This is a genomic window from Micrococcus sp. IITD107 (genome assembly GCF_041927415.1).
Classification (GTDB): domain Bacteria; phylum Actinomycetota; class Actinomycetes; order Actinomycetales; family Micrococcaceae; genus Citricoccus; species Citricoccus terreus.
The window spans coordinates 169,453-191,593 of the sequence record NZ_JBHFFN010000004.1 but is presented as its reverse complement, the minus strand read 5'-3'; the positions used below and the strand labels follow the sequence as shown (position 1 = coordinate 191,593).

Annotated in this window: 12 protein-coding genes; 11 read left to right on the top strand and 1 reads right to left on the bottom strand. The window is 64.1% G+C overall.

All coding sequences use genetic code 11. From position 1 onward, the window contains the following. Nucleotides 1-173: 173 nt before the first annotated feature. From ACEXHE_RS09120 to ACEXHE_RS09085, 8 genes are all read left to right on the top strand, one after another. Nucleotides 174-1,157: a Bug family tripartite tricarboxylate transporter substrate binding protein gene (locus tag ACEXHE_RS09120; RefSeq protein WP_374785569.1), complete on the top strand. Its 984-nt coding sequence runs from the start codon at nucleotides 174-176 to the stop codon at nucleotides 1,155-1,157. Then, on the top strand, nucleotides 1,154-1,825 hold the full coding sequence (locus tag ACEXHE_RS09115) for a tripartite tricarboxylate transporter TctB family protein (RefSeq protein WP_374785568.1): 672 nt from the start codon (nucleotides 1,154-1,156) through the stop codon (nucleotides 1,823-1,825). Before ACEXHE_RS09120 ends, ACEXHE_RS09115 begins: the two co-directional genes overlap by 4 nt. 1 nt (nucleotide 1,826) lies before the next feature. Further along, nucleotides 1,827-3,464: a tripartite tricarboxylate transporter permease gene (locus tag ACEXHE_RS09110; RefSeq protein ID WP_374785567.1), complete on the top strand. Its 1,638-nt coding sequence runs from the start codon at nucleotides 1,827-1,829 to the stop codon at nucleotides 3,462-3,464. Nucleotides 3,465-3,570: 106 nt separating this feature from the next. Further along, nucleotides 3,571-4,107, top strand: a complete 537-nt coding sequence (locus ACEXHE_RS09105; RefSeq protein WP_374785566.1) for a hypothetical protein — start codon at nucleotides 3,571-3,573, stop codon at nucleotides 4,105-4,107. A 445-nt stretch (nucleotides 4,108-4,552) separates the two neighbouring features. Beyond that, on the top strand, nucleotides 4,553-6,184 hold the full coding sequence (locus ACEXHE_RS09100) for a ribonuclease J (RefSeq protein WP_374785565.1): 1,632 nt from the start codon (nucleotides 4,553-4,555) through the stop codon (nucleotides 6,182-6,184). A gap of 253 nt (nucleotides 6,185-6,437) precedes the next feature. Continuing rightward, nucleotides 6,438-9,332 carry an SNF2-related protein gene (locus ACEXHE_RS09095; RefSeq protein WP_374785564.1) on the top strand — a complete coding sequence of 965 codons (2,895 nt, stop codon included), beginning with the start codon at nucleotides 6,438-6,440 and terminating at the stop codon, nucleotides 9,330-9,332. 57 nt (nucleotides 9,333-9,389) lie between these two features. Beyond that, nucleotides 9,390-11,267 (top strand): site-specific DNA-methyltransferase, encoded by a 1,878-nt coding sequence (locus ACEXHE_RS09090; protein WP_374785563.1) that lies wholly within the window; start codon nucleotides 9,390-9,392, stop codon nucleotides 11,265-11,267. A gap of 2 nt (nucleotides 11,268-11,269) precedes the next feature. Beyond that, on the top strand, nucleotides 11,270-14,281 hold the full coding sequence (locus tag ACEXHE_RS09085) for a DEAD/DEAH box helicase family protein (RefSeq protein WP_374785562.1): 3,012 nt from the start codon (nucleotides 11,270-11,272) through the stop codon (nucleotides 14,279-14,281). 423 nt (nucleotides 14,282-14,704) lie between these two features. Here the strand turns inward: ACEXHE_RS09085 and ACEXHE_RS09080 are convergent, their stop codons facing one another. After that, nucleotides 14,705-15,703 carry a GIY-YIG nuclease family protein gene (locus tag ACEXHE_RS09080; protein WP_374785561.1) on the bottom strand — a complete coding sequence of 333 codons (999 nt, stop codon included), beginning with the start codon at nucleotides 15,701-15,703 and terminating at the stop codon, nucleotides 14,705-14,707. 6 nt (nucleotides 15,704-15,709) lie between these two features. Between ACEXHE_RS09080 and ACEXHE_RS09075 the strand changes: the two genes are divergently transcribed. The 3 genes from ACEXHE_RS09075 to ACEXHE_RS09065 are packed head-to-tail and all read left to right on the top strand — an operon-like array spanning nucleotide 15,710 to nucleotide 22,097. Further along, complete coding sequence (locus ACEXHE_RS09075; RefSeq protein WP_374785560.1) at nucleotides 15,710-16,951, top strand: DUF6361 family protein; 1,242 nt, start codon at nucleotides 15,710-15,712, stop codon at nucleotides 16,949-16,951. Next, nucleotides 16,951-18,843 carry a hypothetical protein gene (locus tag ACEXHE_RS09070; protein ID WP_374785559.1) on the top strand — a complete coding sequence of 631 codons (1,893 nt, stop codon included), beginning with the start codon at nucleotides 16,951-16,953 and terminating at the stop codon, nucleotides 18,841-18,843. Before ACEXHE_RS09075 ends, ACEXHE_RS09070 begins: the two co-directional genes overlap by 1 nt. Continuing rightward, nucleotides 18,840-22,097, top strand: coding sequence for a helicase-related protein (locus ACEXHE_RS09065; protein ID WP_374785558.1), 3,258 nt, complete (start codon nucleotides 18,840-18,842; stop codon nucleotides 22,095-22,097). The genes ACEXHE_RS09070 and ACEXHE_RS09065 overlap by 4 nt, the downstream gene beginning before the upstream one ends. Nucleotides 22,098-22,141 lie beyond the last annotated feature (44 nt).

The following is a 22,141-nucleotide window of genomic DNA, read 5'->3' as shown; positions in this document are numbered from 1 at the left end:
CTCCCGCCGTCGTCGTTGTTCTCGCTGTCGCTTCTGTTGTCAGAACTTTCTTAACCCCCACTTATGACCACAACCCCGTCCGGCCTGGAAAGCCGCGTGGCGCCCTGTCACCGTAGTGATCCAGACCACAGCTGCCTGTGGTGCACCTCATCACTTCGAGAGTACGGAATCCCATGAGTTCAAGGACAGTCAAGCGCACGATCCTCGGCGTGGCCGCGGCCGGCGTCGTCGGTCTGGCGTTGGTGAACGCGGCGTCGGACGGCGGTGAGGCCACGGCGCGCGCCAAGCTGGTGCTGATGGCCCCCGCGGCGCCCGGCGGCGGTTGGGACGGGTTCGCCCGCGAGTCCCAGCAGGCGATCAAGGCCGGCGGCATCTCCAACAACGTCCAGGTGGTCAACGTCCCGGGTGCGGGCGGAACCATCGGGCTGGGCCAGTTCGCCCAGATGGAAGGCCGTTCGGACATGCTGATGGTCACCGGCGGCGTGATGGTCGGCGCGGTGGAGCTGGCCGATTCCGGCGTCTCCCTGGACCAGGTCCAGCCCGTGGCCCGCCTGGCGGATGACTACGCCGCGCTCGTGGTGCCCGCGGACTCCGAGTTCCAGACCCTGGATGACTTCATCGAGGCGTGGGAGAAGGACCCGGGCGGCACCTCCATCTCCGGCGGTTCCCTGGGCTCGATCGACCACCTGCTCACCGGACTGGTGGCCGAAGAGGTGGGGATCGACCCGGCTGACACCAACTACATCGCCTACTCCGGCGGCGGCGAGGCGCTGACCTCCATGCTCTCCGGCACCACGGTGGGCGGGATGTCTGGCTACAACGAGGTGGCCGACCAGGTGGAGGCCGGCATGCTGCGCGCGCTGGCGATCTCCTCCGAGGAGCGACTGCCCGGCGTGGACGTGCCCACGTTCAAGGAGCAGGGCGTGGACGCGGTCATGGCGAACTGGCGTGGACTGGCCGCCGCCCCCGGTGTGGAGGGCGAGGAGCTGACCGAGCTGATGGAGATCGTGGACGAGTACCGCCAGACGGATGAGTGGAAGGACTCCCTCGAGCGCAACAGCTGGACGGACAGCTACATGGTGGGTGATGAGTTCGAGGCGTTCCTGCAGGACGAGATCGAGCGCACCCAGGAGATCGTGGAAGGACTCGGACTGTGAGCACAGTGAGCACGGAGAAAGACCAGCTTCCCGACGACGCCCAGGTGCCTCCCGCACCCCAGCCTCCTTCGAAGTCGGAGGGGACGTTCTGGACCGGGCGCAGTGAGATCATCATGCCGATCCTGGTCGCCGGGATCGCCACCTGGCTGGCCGTCGAGACGGCCACCATGAACGTGATGGGGACCTCGGTCCCCGGGCCGCAGTTCTTCCCGACGATCGTGTGCGTGGTCCTGTTCGCCGTGGCCATCCTGCACGCCATCCAGATCCTGCGCGCTCCGCGCCTGCCGGACCCCACGGATGATGCCGAGAACGCGGACATCTCCTCGGACCTGCTCGGTGACCTGGCCAACGCCACGGAACGGGGCCGTCGTCGTATTGCCGGTCAGAACCCGGACGCGAAGCTGCCGGAGGACTGGAAGACGTACACGGACTGGAAGACCGTGGGGATGGTGGTCGGGGGGATCGCCCTGTTCATCCTGACCCTGCCGTTCCTGGGCTGGATCCTCTCCGCGGCGGGACTGTTCTGGATCGTCTGCCGCGCCCTGGGCTCCCAGCGCGCCCTGTTCGACATCAGCGTCTCGCTGGTGTTCGCCTCCATCATCCAGTTGGCGTTCAACGCCGGCCTGGGACTGAACCTGCCCTCGGGCTTCCTGGAAGGACTGCTCTGACATGGATCAGCTGAGTCTGCTGTTCGAGGGCTTCGCCGCCGCCCTCACCCCCATGAACCTGCTCTGGGTGGTGCTGGGTGCACTGCTCGGCACCGCGGTCGGCGTGCTGCCGGGCCTGGGTTCGGCCATGGCCGTGGCGCTGCTGCTGCCGATCACCTTCTCCCTGGACCCCACCGCGGCGTTCATCATGTTCGCCGGCGTGTACTTCGGCGGCCTGTTCGGTGACTCCACCTCGGGCATCCTGCTGAACACCCCGGGCAACTCCTCGGCCATCGCCGCTACGTTTGAGGGCCACAGGATGGCCAAGGACGGCCGGGCGGCCAAGGCCCTGGCCACGGCGGCCATCGGCGCGTTCATCGGCGGTCTGATCGCCACCACCCTGGTGGTCTTCTTCGCCCCGTTCCTGGTCAATATGGCCACCGCGTTCGGTCCGGCGGAGTACTTCGCGCTCGCCGTGTTCGCGTTCCTGGCCATCTCCTCGGTGGTCTCGGAGTCCGTGGTGAAGGGTCTGGCCTCGCTGGGCATCGGTCTGGTGCTGGCCATGGTGGGCGTGGACGGGCCTTCCGGCACCGTGCGCTACACCCTGAACATCCCGCAGCTGTTCGACGGCATCTCGATCGTGGTCATCACGGTGGGCCTGCTGGCCCTGGGCGAGGTGCTGCACATCGCCGGGCGCATTCACCGTGATCCGGTGGCGCAGAAGATCGAGACGAAGGGCAAGGTGCGGCTGAACGGCACCGACTTCCGCAAGGCGCTGCCGGCGTGGCTGCGCGGCACCGGCTTCGGCGTCCCGTTCGGCATCATCCCGGCCGGCGGTTCGGAGGTGCCCACGTTCCTGGCGTACGGCACGGAGAAGCGTCTGGCCAAGCGCCGTGGTGACAAGGAGTTCGGCACCACGGGTTCGATCCGCGGTGTGGCCGCCCCGGAGGCCGCCGGCAACGCGACCGCGGGCACCGCCATGGGCGCCCTGCTGGCCCTGGGTCTGCCCACCTCGGCCACCGCGGCGATCATGCTGGCCGCGTTCCAGCAGTACGGCATGCAGCCCGGTCCGCTGCTGTTCGAGCGTTCGGGTGAGCTGGTGTGGACCCTGCTGGCCTCGCTGTTCATCGGGCTCGTGGTCCTGGTGATCATGAACGTGCAGTTCGCGGTGCTGTGGGCCAAGCTGCTCTACATCCCGCGCCACTACCTGTACGCGGGGATCACGGTCCTCTCGGTGCTGGGCGTGTACGCGATCAGCTCGGCCACCCTGGACCTGTGGGTGCTGCTGCTGGTGGGCCTGCTGGGCTTCGTGATGCGCCGCTACCAGTTCCCGCTGGCCCCGGTGCTGATCGCCGTGGTTCTGGGGCCGCTGGCCGAGACCGAGCTGCGCCGCGCCCTGACCGTGGCCGAGGGGGACGCCTCCATCCTGGTCTCCTCCCCGATGACGATCATCCTCTATTCGGTCCTGGCCATCGCCCTGGTGGTCTCGGCGGTGCAGCACATCCGCCACCGCCGCGAGCGTCGGGAAGAGGCGCTGGCTGCGGCCAATGGCGTGGTGCGCGAGCCCGAGCCAGAGACCGGCGTCCAGGACTCCGTCCTCACCGGCAGCTCACCGTCGAACAACGGTTCCTCCACCACCCTTCCCGACGACGGCCGGTAACCAACCGCAGTCACCTCACCACCAGCGCGGCCCGGGTCCAACACAGGACCCGGGCCGTGTTGCGTCGTGTCTGTCAGACGACGCTGCTGTGAGGGATGCTGGTGCCATGGACAACGACGCCGTGCCGGCACCTGCACCGATGCCCAGCAGCCTCACACCCACCACCTGGGATGCGGCCGGTCTTAAGGAACACGGGTGGGAGGGATTCATTCCCCTGTCCACGCTGGTGGGCAAGGATGTCCCAAACGTTCCCGGCGTGTACGTCGTCATCAGGGAATCGGCACACGACCCCGTGATCGGTCACGAGGGGATCTATCAGTCGGAGAAGCAGGCCGCGCCTTACGGAGTGGACGAGCTAAACCAGCGATGGATCAAGGGTGCCTCGGTCGTCTACATCGGCAAGGCTTCGGCAAGTCTGCGAAAGCGCCTTGGCCAGTACCGTCGTGCGGGCATGGCGGGCGGTACGAACCACAACGGCGGCCGTTCGATCTGGCAACTCGACGACGCCGAGGATCTACTCGTTGCCTGGCATCCCGTCGACCAAGACGAAAGCGGACTGGAAGCAGCCGAGATGGAGACTCAGTTGATAGGTGCCTTCAAGGCGACTCACGGGAACCGGCCATTCGCCAACCGCAACAAGTGAAACTCAGCCCGGTGGGCTATTCGCTTTGGTGCTACGGCCCGGGGTTAGTCCAAGCTAATCCGCGCGCTATTTGTGCGAGCTCGCCGGTTCGGAACCCATTGATTCGGCTCGGTGCAGTTCATGCACGTGGGAGAGGATCGCCTTGGAAGCCAGTGACCGTCAGGTAGGCACTTGACCTCCTGGGGGCTTGGCCATTGCTGTGAACACATGTAACCCAGCGAGAACTTCAAGATGGTCCAACCAACGCGGCGGACGGCGCCGGTCATGCCGTGATTTCGCGCTCGCCGCGTAGACTGACCTCAGACTTCGCCTGCCTCGCGACGACCGTGAGCCAGGATCGGCGGCCTCATCGGAGCTCCGCCCCACCCCATGATGAAAGCGTGAATCGTTGGCTCGTTCCCCCCGTAGCAAATCCAAGTCCTCCAACAGCCTGCCCCAGAACGGGGTGAGGATCACCCCTCTGGGCGGCCTGGGGGAGGTGGGCCGCAACATGACCGTCTTCGAGCACCAGGGCAAGTTGCTGATCGTGGACTGCGGCGTTCTGTTCCCTGAGGAGCACCAGCCCGGCATCGACGTGATCCTCCCGGACTTCACGTCCATCCGGAACCGCCTGCAGGACATCGTCGGCATCGTGCTGACCCACGGTCACGAGGACCACATCGGCGGTGTCCCGTACCTGCTCAAGGAGCGCCCGGACATCCCCCTGATCGGTTCCGAGCTGACCTTGGCGTTCATCTCCGCCAAGCTCACCGAGCACCGCATCACCCCCAAGACCGTGCACGTTGAGGCCGAGGACAAGCACCAGGCCGGTCCGTTCGAGTGTGAGTTCGTCGCGGTCAACCACTCCATCCCGGACTCCCTGGCCGTGGCCATCCGCACCAAGGCCGGTCTGATCCTGCACACCGGCGACTTCAAGATGGACCAGTTCCCGCTGGATGACCGGATCACCGACCTGCGCCACTTCGCCCGCCTGGGTGAAGAGGGCGTGGACATGTTCCTCACCGACTCCACCAACGCTGAGGTCCCCGGCTTCACCACCTCCGAGCGCGAACTGACCCCGGCGATCGACAAGGTCTTCGCCACCGCCCCCAAGCGGATCATCGTCTCCAGCTTCGCCAGCCACATCCACCGCATTCAACAGGTGCTGGACGCCGCACACGCCTCCGGCCGTAAGGTCGCCTTCGTCGGCCGCTCCATGGTGAAGAACATGGGCATCGCCAAAGACCTGGGCTACCTGCGCGTGCCCCGCGGCCTGCTGGTGGACTTCAAGAAGCTGCAGTCCATGCCGGATGACAAGGTCGCCCTGGTCTGCACCGGGTCCCAGGGTGAGCCCATGGCAGCCCTGTCTCGCATGGCGAACGGCACCCACCAGATCAAGCTCGGCGCGGGCGACACCGTCCTGATGGCCAGCTCCCTGATCCCGGGCAACGAGAACGCCATCTACGGCATCATCAACAAGTTCACCGACCTCGGTGTCCAGGTGGTCCACAAGGGCAACGCCAAGGTCCACGTATCCGGCCACGCCTCCGCTGGCGAGCTGGTGTACTGCTACAACATCGTCCAGCCCACCCATGTCATGCCGGTGCACGGCGAGTCCAAGCACCTGCATGCCAACGCTGAGCTGGCCATCCGCACAGGCGTGCCCGCGGAGAACGTGCTGGTCGTCAAGGACGGCACCACCGTGGACCTGGTCGACGGCAAGGCCCGTGTCTCCGGGCAGGTCGAGGCCGGCTTGGTCTATGTGGACGGCAACACCGTCGGAAAGGTCACCGAGGAGACTCTGGTCGAGCGCCGGCTGCTCCAGGAGGGCGGCGCGGTCACCGTCGTCGCCATCGTGGACCCGGACACCAACCAGTTGGCCGAGCCCCTGGAGTTCATCACCAAGGGCTTCATCCAGGACTCCAAGACGTTCAAGGGCGCTGCCGAGAAGGTCAAGACCGCTCTGGGCAAGCCCGAGGCCCGCAACATCGACGACGTGGAGAAGCTGGAGAAGCTCATCGGCGACTCCGTCTCCCGCCACCTGGACAGCGTCTACCGCCGCGCCCCGCTGATCACCGTGGTCGTCATCGACGCCTGATCAGCCACACGCTAGAAGAACATCAAGCCCGACGGCGCCGCTTCAGTTCTCCTGGGGCGGCGCCGTCGCGCCGGATGGAGTGTGGAGAGCCATGGATGGGCCGTTACGTCGTCCCCTCGAGTGTTGCGGCTATTCTGACGGGAACGGAGCATAGCGGCCCGAGATCGGATGGGCGTGTGAGCGGAGGACTTTGCCGATGATGTTCTTTCCACGCGTGCTGATCGCGCATGAGACATGTTTGTAGTCACGTGTCATGCCCAGTCCGCTGACTGACTACCAAGCGAAGTACTTCGCGCACGAGCTGCAGCGCAGTTACGCGAATGATCACGTCGGCAAGCTGGCGGGCCTGCTGTTTGATGCGCAGGTAGAGCCGAAGCCGCATCAGATTGATGCTGCCCTGTTCGCTCTCCAAACCCCGTTCCTGCCTGGCGTGATCCTCGCTGATGAGGTGGGCCTGGGGAAGACGATCGAGGCGGGCATCGTCATCTCGCAGTACTGGGCTGAACGCAAGCGGCATATCTTGATCATCGCGCCCTCGAGCTTGCGTCAGCAGTGGAAGCAGGAGCTGTACGAGAAGTTCCTCATCCCGTCCACGATCCTCGACGCCAAGTCGAAGGATACGCTGCTCGCGAAGACGGACACCCGCGCTGCTGAGGTGCTGATCTGCTCGTACGAGTTCGTCCTCCGACACGAGATCGCACTGCTGAAGTCGTGGGACCTCGTGGTGGCAGACGAAGCACATCGGCTACGGAGCTACTGGAACGGCAAGGCGAGGGTGGCGGGAGCTGTCTCGCATGTAGCTCGTGGCGCGCACAAGACGGTGCTCCTGACTGCGACGCCGCTGCAGAACAAGCTCGAGGAGCTGTACGGCCTCGTCTCGATCTTCGACCCTGACTACTTTTACTCGCTCGACGCGTTCCGAGAGCGGTACATCAAGAGTCGTGACCTGACGGGCGACGACGACCTGGTCGAGCGTGTGGCGGCGATCTCTAAGCGCACGCTCCGCAAGGACGCGAACAAGTACATTCGGTTCACTAAGCGCATGCCGCTGACGGTGGAGTTCACACCATCGCCGGACGAGGTGCGCTTGTATGACCTCGTCAACGACTACCTGCAGCGCGACGAGTTGTTCGCGTTCGCAGGCTCGCAGCGCCATCTCTCTGCGCTCATCATCCGCAAGCGGCTCGGTTCGTCGACGTATGCCGTTGCGAGCACGCTGGAGAACATCGCCAATCGTCTGGCGGACGAGGTGGCCGGGGGCAAGCTCCGTGACAACCGAGGTGGGCTGTTCCTGGCCGACTTTGAGGCCGGTGACGAACTCGAGGAAGAGATCGTCGAGGAGGCCGAGGAGGCCGAGGAGACGACGGCTCAGACGTCGAGCGCGCAGCTCGATGCCGAGACTCTCAAGCGCATGCGCGCCGAGGTGGATGAGCTCCGCGAGTATGCGGCGCTTGCTCGTTCGATCGCCGTCAATCAGAAGGCGGTCAAGCTGCACGAGGCTCTCGACATGGGCTTCGAGCGCCTGCGTGAGCTGGGCGCCGCCGAGAAAGCGATCATCTTCACCGATTCGACCAAGACGCAGGAGTACATCGCCCGCACGCTGGCCGACGCCGGTCGCGGCGAGGGCATCGTGCTGTTCAACGGGTCGAACACCTCGCCGGAGCAGACGGCGATCTACCAGGCATGGCTGACCGCCAACAAGGACGGCGATCTGATCACGGGCATCCCGGCGGTCGACCGACGTAAGGCGCTCGTGGACTACTTCCGCGAGCAAGGCACGATCATGATCGCCACCGAAGCAGCGGCTGAGGGCATCAACCTGCAGTTCTGCTCGATGCTCGTCAACTACGACCTGCCGTGGAACCCGCAGCGCGTCGAGCAGCGCATCGGCCGCGTGCACCGCTTCGGCCAGAAGCACAACGTCGTCGTCGTGAACTTCTCGAACAAGGGCAACATCGCCGAGCAACGCATCCTCGAGCTGCTGACCAACAAGTTCCAACTGTTCTCGAGCGTGTTCGGTGCCAGCGACGAGGTGCTTGGCGCGGTGGAGGATGGCCTTGACTTCGAGAAGCGAATCAGCGACATCCTCACCCGCTGCAAGACGGCCGGCGAGATCGACGCGGCGTTCAAACAGCTTGAGGATCAGTTCGCGGGCGAGATCTCGAAGGAAATGGCCAGCGCCAAGGCCAAGGTCTTCGACCACCTCGACCCGCATGTGCAGGATCGACTGAAGGCGTACGACGAGCAGTCGGGCGACGTGCTCAACAAGTTCGAGCGCCTGTTGCTCTCGATCACGCAGCACGAGCTTCGTGACGTCGCGACGTTCGAGGGCGACGGTCGCACGTTCGTGCTGAACCAGGCTCCTACCAAGGATGCACCGACGGGCCGCTACTTCTTCAAGTCGAAGCCGCTCCCGAACGCGCACCAGTACCGTTACGCCGGTCCGCTCGCGCAGCACATCGCAGACACCGCGAAGGCGCACGAGACGCCGCAGCGCGAGCTGACCTTCTCACTCGGCCAGTCGAAGCGGGCCAGCAACGCTGTTAAGGCGCTCGAAGGCAAGAGTGGCGAGCTGACGGTCAGCCTGCTGACCTTCACGATGCGGGCGCGCGACGAGGACATCTCCGAGTCGTACATGCTCGCCGGTGGCATGACCGACGACGGCCAGTACCTGGACGAGGAATACGTCGCCGACATCCTCGACCTCGCCTGCCAAGGCGTGGGTGAACAACCCGTCGCGGTCGACGTCGCCAAGGTCGAGCCACAGCTCAAAGCGCGGCTCGGTGAGCTGGAGAAAGAAGTCCAGGGGCGCAACTCTCGCTACTACGACCAGCAGGAGGAACTGCTCTACCGCAACCAGCAGGACCGCAAGGCCGAGCACGAAGGCAAGATCCGCGAGTACCGCACCAAGGAGAAGGAAGCCCGCAAGGCGGCGAAGCAAGCGGATGACCCTATGGAGCAGCTCAAACTCAAACGTGAGGCCCGCAAGTGGGAGCGCCGGGCGGACGAAGCCGACGACGACTTCCGCGACGCACGCCGCAAGCTGCAGGCAGAGATCGACGAGAAGCTCGACATGATCGAGCAATCCCTGCAGGGCACCCAAGACACGGAGCACCTGTTCGCGATCCGTTGGCGCATCGTCGCGTAACGGTCAGCGTTCACAAAAGACATCGAAATTGTTAAACTGAGGAACGAGAAATACCCGATGAGCGAAGAAATCCACGAAACACCATCCACCACCCCGAACTTCCGAACCGAGCTCGCCTCACAACTTGCAGAGCTGGTCCCCGAGGTCATTGCCGACGGCAAGGTGGACGTGGAGAAGCTCAAGGAGCTGCTGGACGGCGACGCGGCCGACACCAGCGAGCGCTTCGGACTGTTCTGGCCGGGCAAGAAGCGCGCCCTGCGTGCCGCTCAGGAGCCGACGACAGCGACGCTGCGCCCCGACTTCGACAACTCGAAAGATTGGGACACCACCAAGAACGTGTTCATCGAGGGCGACAACCTCGAAGTGCTGAAGATCCTGCAGAAGCACTACCACGCCAAGATCAAGATGATCTACATCGATCCTCCGTACAACACCGGCAAGGACTTCGTCTACCCGGACAACTACAAGGAGGGGCTCGACACCTACCTGGAGTGGACGCGGCAGGTCAACGAGGAGGGCAAGAAGCTCTCGAGCAACGCCGACACCGAGGGGCGGTATCACTCGAACTGGCTCAACATGATGTACCCGCGACTCAAGCTCGCGCGGAACCTGTTGACGCAGGATGGCGTTGTTTTTATATCGATCGATGACACTGAGTACGCAAACTTGCGACGTATGTGTGACGAGGTGTTCGGGGAGGACTGCTTTGTTGCGTCAATTGTGTGGCGCAAGAAAGCATCCCCGGATGCTCGTTCCACCATCGGGGCAGTACATGATCACATCCTCTGCTACGTACGGTCGGGGGCCTATGTTAAAGACGCTATTGGCAAAGCTTCGCTGAGTTCATCACGTGTCGCTGCATTCACCAACCCGGACGACGACCCGAGAGGACCGTGGGCTTCGGTAGACATGACCGGGATGACTGGTCGCGCTACAAAAGATCAGTACTTCGAAGTGACACTGCCGAGCGGACGTCGAATTTCACCTCCGAGCGGACGTTCCTGGGGGCTGGTAGAGCGCACCTTCGAAGAGTTGCGCGCGGATAACCGAATTTGGTTTGGGCAGTCGGGCGACAACGTTCCGCGAGTGAAACGATTCCTGTCGGAAGCCACGGGCCAGACACCTGCGTCGTACTGGAGCAGCGACGAGGCTGGAACGAACCAGAACGCGACGGACGAGGTATCTGAACTATTCGATGGTCAGCGCGTTTTCGACACCCCGAAACCGACTGCCTTGCTCAGAAAGATGCTGGAGATCGGCACGAAGCGTGACTCTGAGCATTTGGTGCTCGACTTCTTTGCAGGTTCTGGGACAACAGCGGATGCGGTGCTTCGGGCGAACGCCGAAGACGGTGGCAATCGTAGGTATATCGTCGTGCAACTCCCCGAGCCGACGAATGATAAATCTGTGGCTCGAGCCGCGGGCTACCGCAACATCGCTGACCTGAGCCGGGAACGTATCCGGCTGGCTGCTGAAGCTGTCGCAAGCAGTGGTCAGGATGCGACCGAGTATGACTGTGGATTCCGGGTCATGAAGCTCGCCGACACAAACTTCTCGAAGTGGAAGGTCTCTAGCGACGTCGATCGCCACCAGCTCGAGCAGCACCTCTTCGACCTGCGTGAGTCCAGCAGTGCGGATGACGCTTCGGCCGACGATCTCCTCGTGGAAATTCTGCTCAAGCAGGGCTACTCGTTGACGGAGCAGATTGCTCCGGTCGATGTGGCCGGCCTCGAACTACGTTCGGTGGGTAACGGCATCGTGCTCGCCTACCTTAATGAGCACGTCAAGCCGACGCTCGAGCAACTACGTGCCGTCGTGGATGAAGACCCCGCTCGTCTGATCGTCCTTGAGGATGCATTCCAGGGTGACGATCAGTTGAAGACCAATCTGGCCCAGCTCTGCAAGAGCAAGGGCATCGAGCTCTGGACGGCCTGATCATGGGAGACAACACAGCGAGCAGCGGATTCAAGTTCGACGCGAGTCAGCCCTACCAGCTCGACGCGATCCACTCTGTCGTCGACCTGTTCGACGGTCAGCCGAAGGATGCCGAGAAGCTGGAGACGACGCTGCGCGGCCAGGTGGCCGCGCTCAACGAGACGGAGAACGCGGCGCTGGACCTCGACCTCTCGCAGGAGGTCGGCGCCGTCGGTAACCGCCTAGTGCTCGACCGCGACACGGTGCTCGCGAACCTGCAGCGTGTGCAGGACAAGAACGGCCTCGAGGTCGCCTCGAGGCTCTTCGAGGGCTCGGCGCTCGACTTCGACATCGAGATGGAGACGGGTACAGGTAAGACGTACGTGTACCTCCGCACCATCTTCGAGCTCACCGAGCGGTACAACTTCACGAAGTTCGTCATCCTCGTGCCGAGTGTGGCGATCCGTGAGGGTGTGAACACGAGCATCCGGCTCATGCGTTCGCACTTCGAGAACCTGTACAAGAAGCGCAATATCACCTTCGATTCGTCGGTCTACAGCGGTAAAGCGGCGGATGAGGTACGCGCGTTCGCGACGTCGACCAACGTGCAGATCATGGTGATGACGATCGACTCGATCCGTGGCAACGCGAACACGCGCATCATCCACCAGACGCGCGACAAGCTGAACGGCCTCAAGCCGATCGACTACCTGAAGGCGACGCACCCGGTCGTCATCATGGACGAGCCGCAGAACATGGAGTCCCTGCTCTCTCAGTCGGCCGTGAGCGAACTCGACCCGGTGTTCACGCTGCGCTACAGCGCGACGCACAAGAAGCTCCGCAACGTCGTTTACCGGCTCGACCCCGTCGACGCACATGACCTCGGTCTGGTGAAGCAGATCGTGGTGGCCGATGTGCAGCAGCAGGGTGCGGATGCGACGCCGTACATCAAGCTTGTCGAGGTCAAGAACGACAAGGGCTGGGTCGCTCGGCTGGAGCTGTCGTGCCGGAAGGCGGACGGTTCGCTCGAGCGCCGGGTGGTGAACGTCAAGCAGAATCAGGAGCTGTCCGATCCTCGTCTGACGAACAACGCGAACTACGACGGCTGGCGCGTCAACGAGATGAGCATCGAACCCGCGTACGTCGACCTGACACTGCATGGCTATCTGTATCAGGGCGAGAGCATCGGCGGGCCGTCGGGCGCGATCTACAAGGAGATGATCCGCGAGACGATCAAGGAGCACCTGCGCAAGGAGTCGCAACTGCGCGCTAAGGGCATCAAGGTGCTCAGCCTGTTCTTCATCGACAAGGTGGAAAGCTTCCTCGGTGACGGCTCGAACAATCTCGATGCGAACGGTCAGTTTGTGCAGTGGTTCGACGAGCTGTTCCGTGAAGAGCGTGCCAAGTCTCCGCAGTGGCAGGAGCTGCTCCCGCAGGAGCCGGCCGAGCTGCGTCGCGGCTACTTCTCTGTCCTCAAGGGCAAGAAGGGCGCACCTGACGGCTTTCAGGAGGTCTCGAAGTCAGGCACGACCAAGGCCGAGGACGACGCCTACGAGCTGATCATGCAGGACAAGGAACGGCTGCTCGACGAGAACGAGCCGACGCGGTTTGTGTTCAGCCACTCTGCCCTGCGCGAGGGCTGGGACAATCCGAATGTCTTCCAGATCTGCACCCTGCGCGAGATGGGCGCCGAGACGGAGCGCCGCCAGACGCTCGGGCGTGGTCTACGCCTGCCGGTCGCGAAGAGCGAGGGCGGCTACGAGCGTGTGGCCGACCGCGGCATCGCGACGCTGACGGTGGTCGCGAACGAGTCGTACAAGCAGTTCGCCGACGCGCTCCAGAAGGAGTATAAGGACGCGGGCGTGGAGATCGGGCGTGTGCGCAAGGCGGAGTTCTCGAAGATCCCGCTGCAGAACCCGGACGGGTCGCTCACCGATGAGAACCTCGGCTATGAGGGGTCTGTGTCGATCTGGGAGCACCTGCTCGCGCAGAAGTTCATCGACAAGGACGGTGTCGTGCAGCCGAAGTTCCAGCCGAACACGCTCGACTTCAGCCTCAACATGCCCGTCGACTTCATGTGGGCCGAGCCGTTCGTCATCGAGCTGGTCGGCCGCGCCAACATCGGCAAATACGTCAAGCCGAAGAGCAAGCGGCACTCGCGCAAGCTCAACAAGGAGCTGTTCGCGAACCCGGAGTTCGAGAAGATCTGGGAGACGATCAGCCGCCGCACCACGTACCGCGTCGAGGTGGAGCGCGACAAGATCATCGAGAACTCGGTCAAGGCGATCAAGGAAGCACCAGACATCGACCCGCTGCGCATCCAGGTCACCCGCGCGGGCGTGAAGGTGCTCCGCGGTGGCGCGAAGGGCCAGGAACTCGGGTCACGTCAGCAGGAACTCCGAGGCAGCTACGACCTGCCCGACATCATCGGAGAGCTGCAGGAGGCCACTTCCCTCACCCGCAAAACTATCGTTGATGTCCTCGTCGGCAGCGGCCGGCTGGGCGAGTTCATCGCGAACCCGAACGACTTCATCGCGATGGCGAAGCGCCTCATGCAGACCGAGCTCGCCAAACTCGTCGTCGACGGTGTGCAGTACGAGAAGATCGCAGGCTCCGTGTACGAGCTGCGTGAGCTGCGCAAGGACGGCGAGGAGGAGAAGGAACGCTTCCTCGACCAGATGTACAAGCTGGAGAACGCGGACAAGTCGAACTTCGACTACGTTGTCTACGACTCCGATCCCGAGCGCCAGTTCGCGGAACTGCTCGACGGCCGCGAGGACATCAAGTTCTTCATGAAGCTGCCGGACAAGTTCAAGATTGACACCCCGGTCGGCCCGTACAACCCGGACTGGGCGATCGTGAAGCACGAGGACGGTCAAGAGCGGGTGTACATGATTCGAGAGACGAAGAGCACGGAGGACGAGATCAGGCGTCGCCCAACGGAGAACGCCAAGATCAAGGCCGCGAAGCAGCACTTCAAGGCGATCGGGGTGCCGGACTACGCGGTTTCGGTGCCCGCGAGGTGGAAGCTGTGACGCCGACGGGACGCAGGCGCTGGTATCACTCCACGCGATCCTTCTGTGGGCGTTTGGGACAGAAGGCGACGAGAGTACGACGTAGTCCCAAAACTTGAGCCACTAGTCACGGCGAACTAGTCCGTCAGAGCCTTCGAGTTTGATGACAATGGTGGTCATTTCTCCCGCACTGACTTGAGAACCGCACCCTGCGTGACATCTGGGGGTGGACCCACTATCGGTGAGCGCGAGACGTGGACTGCGACACTCGTTTCTGTGGCAGGCTCACAGGGGCCTGTGTTGCAGGTGGCCAGTACTGATAAGCCCAGAGTTCCGTCCACATTGGTTCCGACGAAACGACTGGATCTGGGGCACCGTTGCGGGCAGAAAGCGGTTCGCCACCGCACCAATTCACGCCGACAAAAACTTCATGAACCACGACAGCTAGGCGGACACTGTATTGACGCCCCGGTTCTCCCACTCGCCGAAGGTCTCTCCTGTGGCCTCTGATTTCCATGATTTGCGACCATTAGCTGCGCGTCCAGCCACTACTGATGCGGCGGCAGAAGGAGAACTGAAAGGGACGTCTCGCGTGAACGTCGCCGTGGATTGTTCAGGAGAAGTTGTGATGGAACCATTCTCGAGGAGCTTCTCGAACAGGGAACGGTAGCCACCGCGCCGCTGAGTCTGCACCCACTGCGGCCGGCCCCGGGAGCCGCGGAGAACGACGAATTCACCGTCAGACTCCAGGCCCCGGGCTTCGATTCCATGTTTGTCGATGCTGAAGATGAATATGGGCGATTCTGTCTCTCCTGTGCCCAGCCGCGTGGCCCTAGAGACTTCAGTTTCCCGCTTCGGGGCAGTAATCGGGGACTTGAACTCATTGACGCCTAGCACCGGCAGAACGATGAGCAACTGGGAAAGAAAGTACTCCATATCCGCAATGTCCGCTTCCGGCAGGGCAGTCGGTTCGGGCTTCTGAACATTTAGTACGCTCGAGCGGCCCGCTGATGTAGCGACGGAAATGAGCCTCGACTCCAAGTATCTGGCGTGAGCTTTCGTCAGATTGGCGTCCTTGGATGTGCAGACCAGAACTCGATCCCAGAAATCCTTTCCGCCTTGATCGTCAGAACGTGCATGCTCCTTGAGTCGGCTGGAGATGTCATCCCCTTCCCCGACATATACAGCGCGAGTGTGGGACGACACTGCGTCGACTTGGTCCCCCAGGAGAATATAAACACCCGTTCGTTGGGGTTCTCCACGCCCCAGCAGTTGGGCGAGGTCTGATCTGGAAGCCGACACGATATGCCCGGTCCAGTTCATGATTTCAGCAGTAGTGAGTCCTCCTGGCTTACCTTCTGCCAAGAAGAGCTTGATCTGGCGTCCCGCGGACATACCGTTCCTCATTCCTGCTTTCGGCGTTTCCGAGCCGTCTGAGATCATCTTGTCATGACCTCATCGTTCGGATGGCTGGCGCTCGATCCGGAGCAGCGGCGGCGCATGATGGAGGCCGTCGATCAGTTCCGCGATGAGACCACGATCGATGATCTAGGCTTCGGTGCCATCCGGGATTCTTTTGCGGATGCGCTGTTCCCGGGAACCTCCACCATCCAGACCCGTCTGCGCTACGCCCTCTTCATCCCGTGGTTGCTGCAGGAGGCCAGCCACCGTCAGACGGTCGCTGGAATGCAGGCCATGTTCCGCAAGTACGAGTACCAGCTGATCGATGCGCTGAAACGGGGCGGCGAGAGTCAGGGGGTCATCGGCGTCACCGCCGGCCGCTCATTGCGGCGCATGGCCAGTGAGGTCTACTGGGGATCGATGCTGCGGTGGGGGATCACCGAGCCAGGCTTCACCCCGCGGGCGTACTTCGAGCGCGAACTGCTGCGCCGCGAAGAGCTGTCTGCCGCTCCCCGGTCAGAAGATCCCGAGAGTCGGCTCGAACTGACCCCCACGGGCATCGACCCGCGCCTCCCAGCTCCACCTGAGGGACTCCTACAGTCCAGCGACTTCACACTGAGGCCAGCCGACGCTGAGTACCTGCGGGAGAGCATCACCCGGACCTGTCCCGGAACACTCCTGTCCCATCTGGTGACCCACCGCCCGGAGACCTGGACTGCAGCCCACAACGCGCCCAGCTCACCCTATGACCCGGCCATCCGGGCCGGACTTCCGCCCGACCTGCTCGCGGTGGTGGACCGGTCCGAGCGGTTCGCCCTGACCGCCCAGGGCGCCAACCTCCTGTACAACCTCCTCCTCTCGCGGGCCACCGGCAAGCACGACCAACGGCGCGGCTCGCTGACGGGGCACTACCAAGACAGAATCAGCGCGTGGTTCGAGGAGATCTCCGAGCGTGAGCCGCTGAACGCCCATGACCTCCACGCGATCTGGCAGATGGTCATCGCGCGTGGCGGGCGCGTGGCTCGAACCACCCAGGACTTCATCACCACCTGGGTCCGTGCGGTGACCGAAGCCCAGTCAGCGCCTGACCTCACTGGGTCTCGCGCGCTACGCGAGATGATCATCCGGCGTGAACGCGAGAAGAAGGGCTCACGCGCCCGCCTGACACCAGGCAACCAGAGAGCACTCGACGCATGGGGCGGTGCGAGCGGAACCTCCCGCTTCGACTACCGGTGGACCAACGTCAAGCGGCACCTCCAGGACCTCTACGATGCCGAGGAAGTCGCCTGATGTTGCACCCGGACACCACGGTCCTGCTCACCGACGCCTTGCGTCCGCCTGCCGGTTACCGGGTGGACCACGCCGTTGTCACCACCTACAGCCTCAACCTCACAGCATTGCTGATCGCGCCCATGACCTTCTCCCTGGGGGAGATCGACGACGCCGACACCGTCGCCTCCCGCGACCCGGTCCGGCTCCTTGACGCCGTCCAGCGGCATATCGACCACACCACCGTGTTCGTCCAGGCCAGCGGCATCCATGTTCCGCCCACCCACAGCAGGATCCACGCCTTCCTCGAGGACAGCATCCACGAGGTGATGCCCCCGAATGAGAAGCATCTGTTCCACCCCAAGCTCTGGGCCGTCCGGTTCGTCCACGAGGAGAACGAGACCGACTTCCACCACCGGGTGGTGGTTGCCAGCCGGAATCTGACCCTGGACAACTCCTGGGACACCGTCCTCGTCTTGGACGAAGACCCCCACGGGACCATTCGTGCCGCCCCTGCCGCTGACTTGGTCGCTGCCCTGCCCACCCTCACCCTGGACCCGCTCTCCGAGAGGCGAGCTGCCGCCGTCGGGCATCTGGCCAGCACCCTGCGAGAGGTGAACCTGGCCGCCCCTGAACCGTTTACCGGTGGACAGTTGCTGCCGCTGGGCCTGGAGGGAATCGAGCGATGGCCGTTCCCTGAAGGACCCGAACGGGTCCTGGCCATCAGCCCATTCATCTCCAGCACCACCCTGAACCGGATCCGTGGTCACGCGGAGGAAGCCACCTTGGTCTCCCGGGCCGAAGCCATGGACCTGCTCGGGCGCGCCAACCTGGCCGACTGGGCGACCCACGTGCTGCACAGCGGCGTGGACGAGGGCGCCACCGACCAGGCGTCCGTCCGTGCCGTGGACGAGTTCACCGCCGTCCCCGAAACCGGCGACTCGACCGGTCCAGAGGATCAGTCCACTGCCACCTCGGAGATCCGTCTCGACGGGCTGCACGCCAAGACCGTGGTCCTGGACCTGCCCGGCGGTCAGTCGATGGTGGTGACCGGCAGCGCCAACCTCACCACACATGCGTGGGGCGGGGGAGTCGAGATGAACGCCGTGCTCACCGGACCCACCACCACCTGTGGCGTCCACGCCGTGCTGGGCGAGGGCAAGGAATCGCTGGGGCTGGGCAAGGTGCTCGAACCGTACACCCCGCAGCAGGACCACCCGGTGGACGACCCGGCGCTGACCACCAGCCGTGACCTGGAGGACTTCCATCAGCGACTCGCTCGGCAGCGCCCTGAGCTGGTCATCACCCCCGTGGGCGAGGACAAGGTGGAGGCCCGCCTCTCCTTGACCATTCCCGACGACGGCCCCGGCACCACACGCATCTGGCTCGCCACGGTGCCCGGCCAGGTTCGCGACCTGGCAGAGGAACAGACCTGGGAGATCGCGCCGGTGAACGTCACCCCCTTCCTGGCGGTGGAGACCACCGCAGGGGAGGGGTCCGCACGGGTCACCCGCCGCTGCGTGCTGATGATGCGGCTGGTGGGCGATCCGCTGGACCGTCGGAGAGCCGCGTTGGCTGAGATCCTGAACAGCTCGCGCAGTGTGCTGCGGTACCTCGCGTTGCTGCTGGGCATGGTTCCGCTGCGGGCCGGGCCCGTCGCGCTGGAGCAGACTGAAGCCGTCACAGAGCGCCTGGGGGATGCGAGCGATGACGGTGTGGATCATGCACCCGCATTGGTCCTGTTCGAACCGCTGATGCGGGCGGCCAGCCGAGGTGCGAAGGACCTCGCAGCGGTGGCGCGGCAGGTGAACGAACTGCGCGGCATGCCCGGAGCGGAGAAGGTGATCCCCGAGGAGTTCCTGCAGATGTGGGACGTGGTCCTCCAGACCGTGTTGAAGGGGCGTCAGCCATGACTGAGAGTCGGCCGGGCCTCCACAAGATCCTGGACAGCCTCAAACCGTTCCAGCGGGCCACCGTGGAGCATGCATTCAGGCGGCTCTGGACGGACGAGGACCGTGTGGACAGGTTCCTGGTCGCCGATGAAGTCGGGCTGGGCAAGACCCTGGTCGCCAAGGGGATCGCCGCGCGTGCGATCGACCATCTGTGGGACGAGGAGCGACCCATCACCCTGGTGTACATCTGCTCCAACGGACAGATCGCCCGCCAGAACCTCCGCCGACTCAGAGATCTCACCGGCGGAGAGCTCCAGGACAACGCCGACCGGCTCACCATGCTGCCGGCCACCATGCGCTCTGCCAGTCGCCAACGGCTGCAGCTCGTGGCCTTCACCCCAGGGACCTCGTTGGATCTGGGGAACTCCACCGGCATGGTCCGGGAACGAGCCCTGCTGCACTGGATGCTGCGTCAGGTCCTCGGGCAGAAGGAGGTGAGCAAGGACAGCTGGTCCAGCTACCTGGCGGTGGGCGTCAGAGTGGAGAGGTTTCGGGAGAGACTGCGATGGCGGGAGAGCCGGCCGGACCTGGACCCGGCTCTTCTGGCCCGCTTCGAGGAGTACCTCCGTTCCGAGCCGGGCCCGCACGGTGGGACCCTGATGGAAGATTTGCTGGCGGACCAGGCGCGATGGGCCAGCACTCCGCGGCGGGGCGACAACCACTGGCGTTCGCGCCGCCCGGTCATCGGCGGTCTGCGTATGGCCATGGCGAATGTGTCCGTGGAGATGCTGGCACCTGACCTCGTCATCCTCGACGAGTTCCAACGCTTCAAGGACCTGTTCTCCGACTCGACTGCCCAGCGTCCACTCACTCATGCTCAACAGCTGGCCCAGCGGGTCATCTCGCGCGGTTCCGCCAAGACGCTCGTCCTCTCGGCGACGCCATACAAGATGTACACGCTCCCCGACGAACAGGACGGGGACGACCACTACCGCGACTTCACCAACACCATCACCTTCCTCGCAGGGAAAGACCCGGCCCGGACCATCACCAAGGACTTGTCTCGACTCCGCGAGGGAATCCTGCACGGGACTGAGGACGGCATGGCTGCGGCAGAGACCGCCCGGGCCTCTGTGGAGGCAGCGCTGCGCCGGGTCATGTCCCGGACCGAACGGCTGTCCGCGACTCCCGACCGGGACGGCATGCTGATCCAGCGGTCCCTGGGCGAAATGAGGCTGGAAGAGGACGACGTCTCGAGCTGGCTCGCCTCCGATGCCATCGCACGCCAGGTCGGCTCACAGGACGCCTTCGAGTTCTGGCGGTCGGCTCCGTACTGCGCCAACCTGATGGAACGGCACGGTTACCAGCTACAGGAACGCTTCCTAGCCCACGCCGAGAACAGCGATGACGGGTTGCGTGGTGTGCTGCGGAAACACCGAGGAACCCTCTTGGACTGGGAGAAGATCCGTGACTACCAGTCCATCGCACTGCCGAACGCCAAGATGCGCGCGCTGGTCGATGACCTGATGGCGCATGAGGCATGGAAGCTGGCGTGGGTGGCACCTTCACTGCCCTATCTGGAGCCGGCAGGGGTCTACGCGAGCGATCCCGTGCAGAGCTTCACCAAACGACTGATCTTCTCCGCCTGGTCAGTGGTCCCGAAAGCTGTGGCATCACTGGTCAGCTACGACGTCGAACGGCGACTGCGTGCTGCCTCCCAGGCGGTGGTGGATGAGCGTCACCGGTACGGCGACCGTAGGACCGCGATTCCGCTCGCCTTCAACTGGGACGCCGAACGCGAGCTGCCCAGGAACCTCCCGAACCTCACCGTGATCTACCCCAGCGTGACCCTCGCCAAGATCGGGGACCCTCTGCTCGTGGCCGCTGAACACGGCTGGAAGCTGCCGCTGAAGCGGGAGGAGGTGGCCGCCGTCGTGCAGGAGAAGATCACGCGTCTGCTGGCAGAAGCTGGCGTCCATCCTCAACCGGGGGCCGAGGGCGCCCGCCGGCGTTGGTACGGGGTGGCCCCGTACCTGTTGGACAAGGCATACCTGGAGGACAGTGACCGCGAAGCGCGACTGGCGGCGTGGACCGACAAGACCGACGATTCACGCTTGGTGGAGCACATGCGGTGGGCCATCGAGCCGATCCAGGCCGAGTTGGGTGACCCGCCCGAGGACCTCGCCCATGTGCTGACGCTGATGGCGTTGGGTGGACCGGGCGTATGCGCACTTCGAGCCTTGGCGCGGGCAGAAGGCGGGACGGGCGCGGTCGAGCAACCAGAGCTCCGACTGGCTGCTGTGACGGCGGCCAAGGGGATGCGTTCGCTGTTCAACAAGCCGGAGATCGTCTCTGCCGTCCGTGGTGCAGCGGGGGAGACAGCCGCGGAGGACGTCGACTCGTACTGGAACCAGGTGCTGCGGTACGGGGTGGAGGGGAACCTGCAGTCGGTGCTCGATGAGTTCGTGCATGCGCTGGTGGAGTCCGAGGGGCTCAGTGTGCTGTCACCGGGCGAGCGGGCGGCGGCGCTCGCGGACAAGATCGCGGCGACGGCGTCGATCCGGTCGGCCTCGAATGAGGTGCAGGACGTGCGGGTGCAGGGGCGTCAGATCACGGTCACCAAGCAGCACCTGAACTCGCATGTGGCTGCTCGGTTCGGCAGGCACCAGTCCAGCGATGCGGCTGTGGAGCGTGAGGCGACGATTCGTGAGGGGTACACCTCTCCGTTCTGGCCGTTCGTCATGGCCAGCACGTCGGTGGGACAGGAGGGCCTGGACTTCCATACGTACAGCCATGCCGTGGTGCATTGGAATCTGCCGAGCAACCCGGTGGACCTGGAACAACGTGAGGGGCGAGTGCACCGATACAAGGGGCACGCGGTGCGGAAGAACGTGGCACGGGCGTATGCGGAGGCAGCTGTCAGACCAGGTGGTGGTGATCCGTGGGCGGCAATGTTCGCATCAGCCGAGGGAGACCGGCCAGAGGGCGACTCGTTGATCAACCCGTACTGGGTGTTCCCGCTGGAGAACGGCGCCATGATCGAGCGGTACGTGCCGGCCATGCCGTTGAGCCGTGAGGCCAAGCAGTACGAGCAGCTGCGCAGGACCGTGGGCGCCTACCGGTTCGTCATGGGCCAGCCGCGCCAGGAGGACTTGATCCAGTACCTCGGAGCCGACGCCGAGAAGCTCAGGATCGACCTGAGCCCACCGCCGCCCGTAACGCCTATCGGTTCGGATCGGCACCGCTCGGATGACGACCTCGTCATGTCTGGGTAGAACCGGCTCGTGGGAGGAGGCTGAGGGGGAGACAGCCAGAGCGG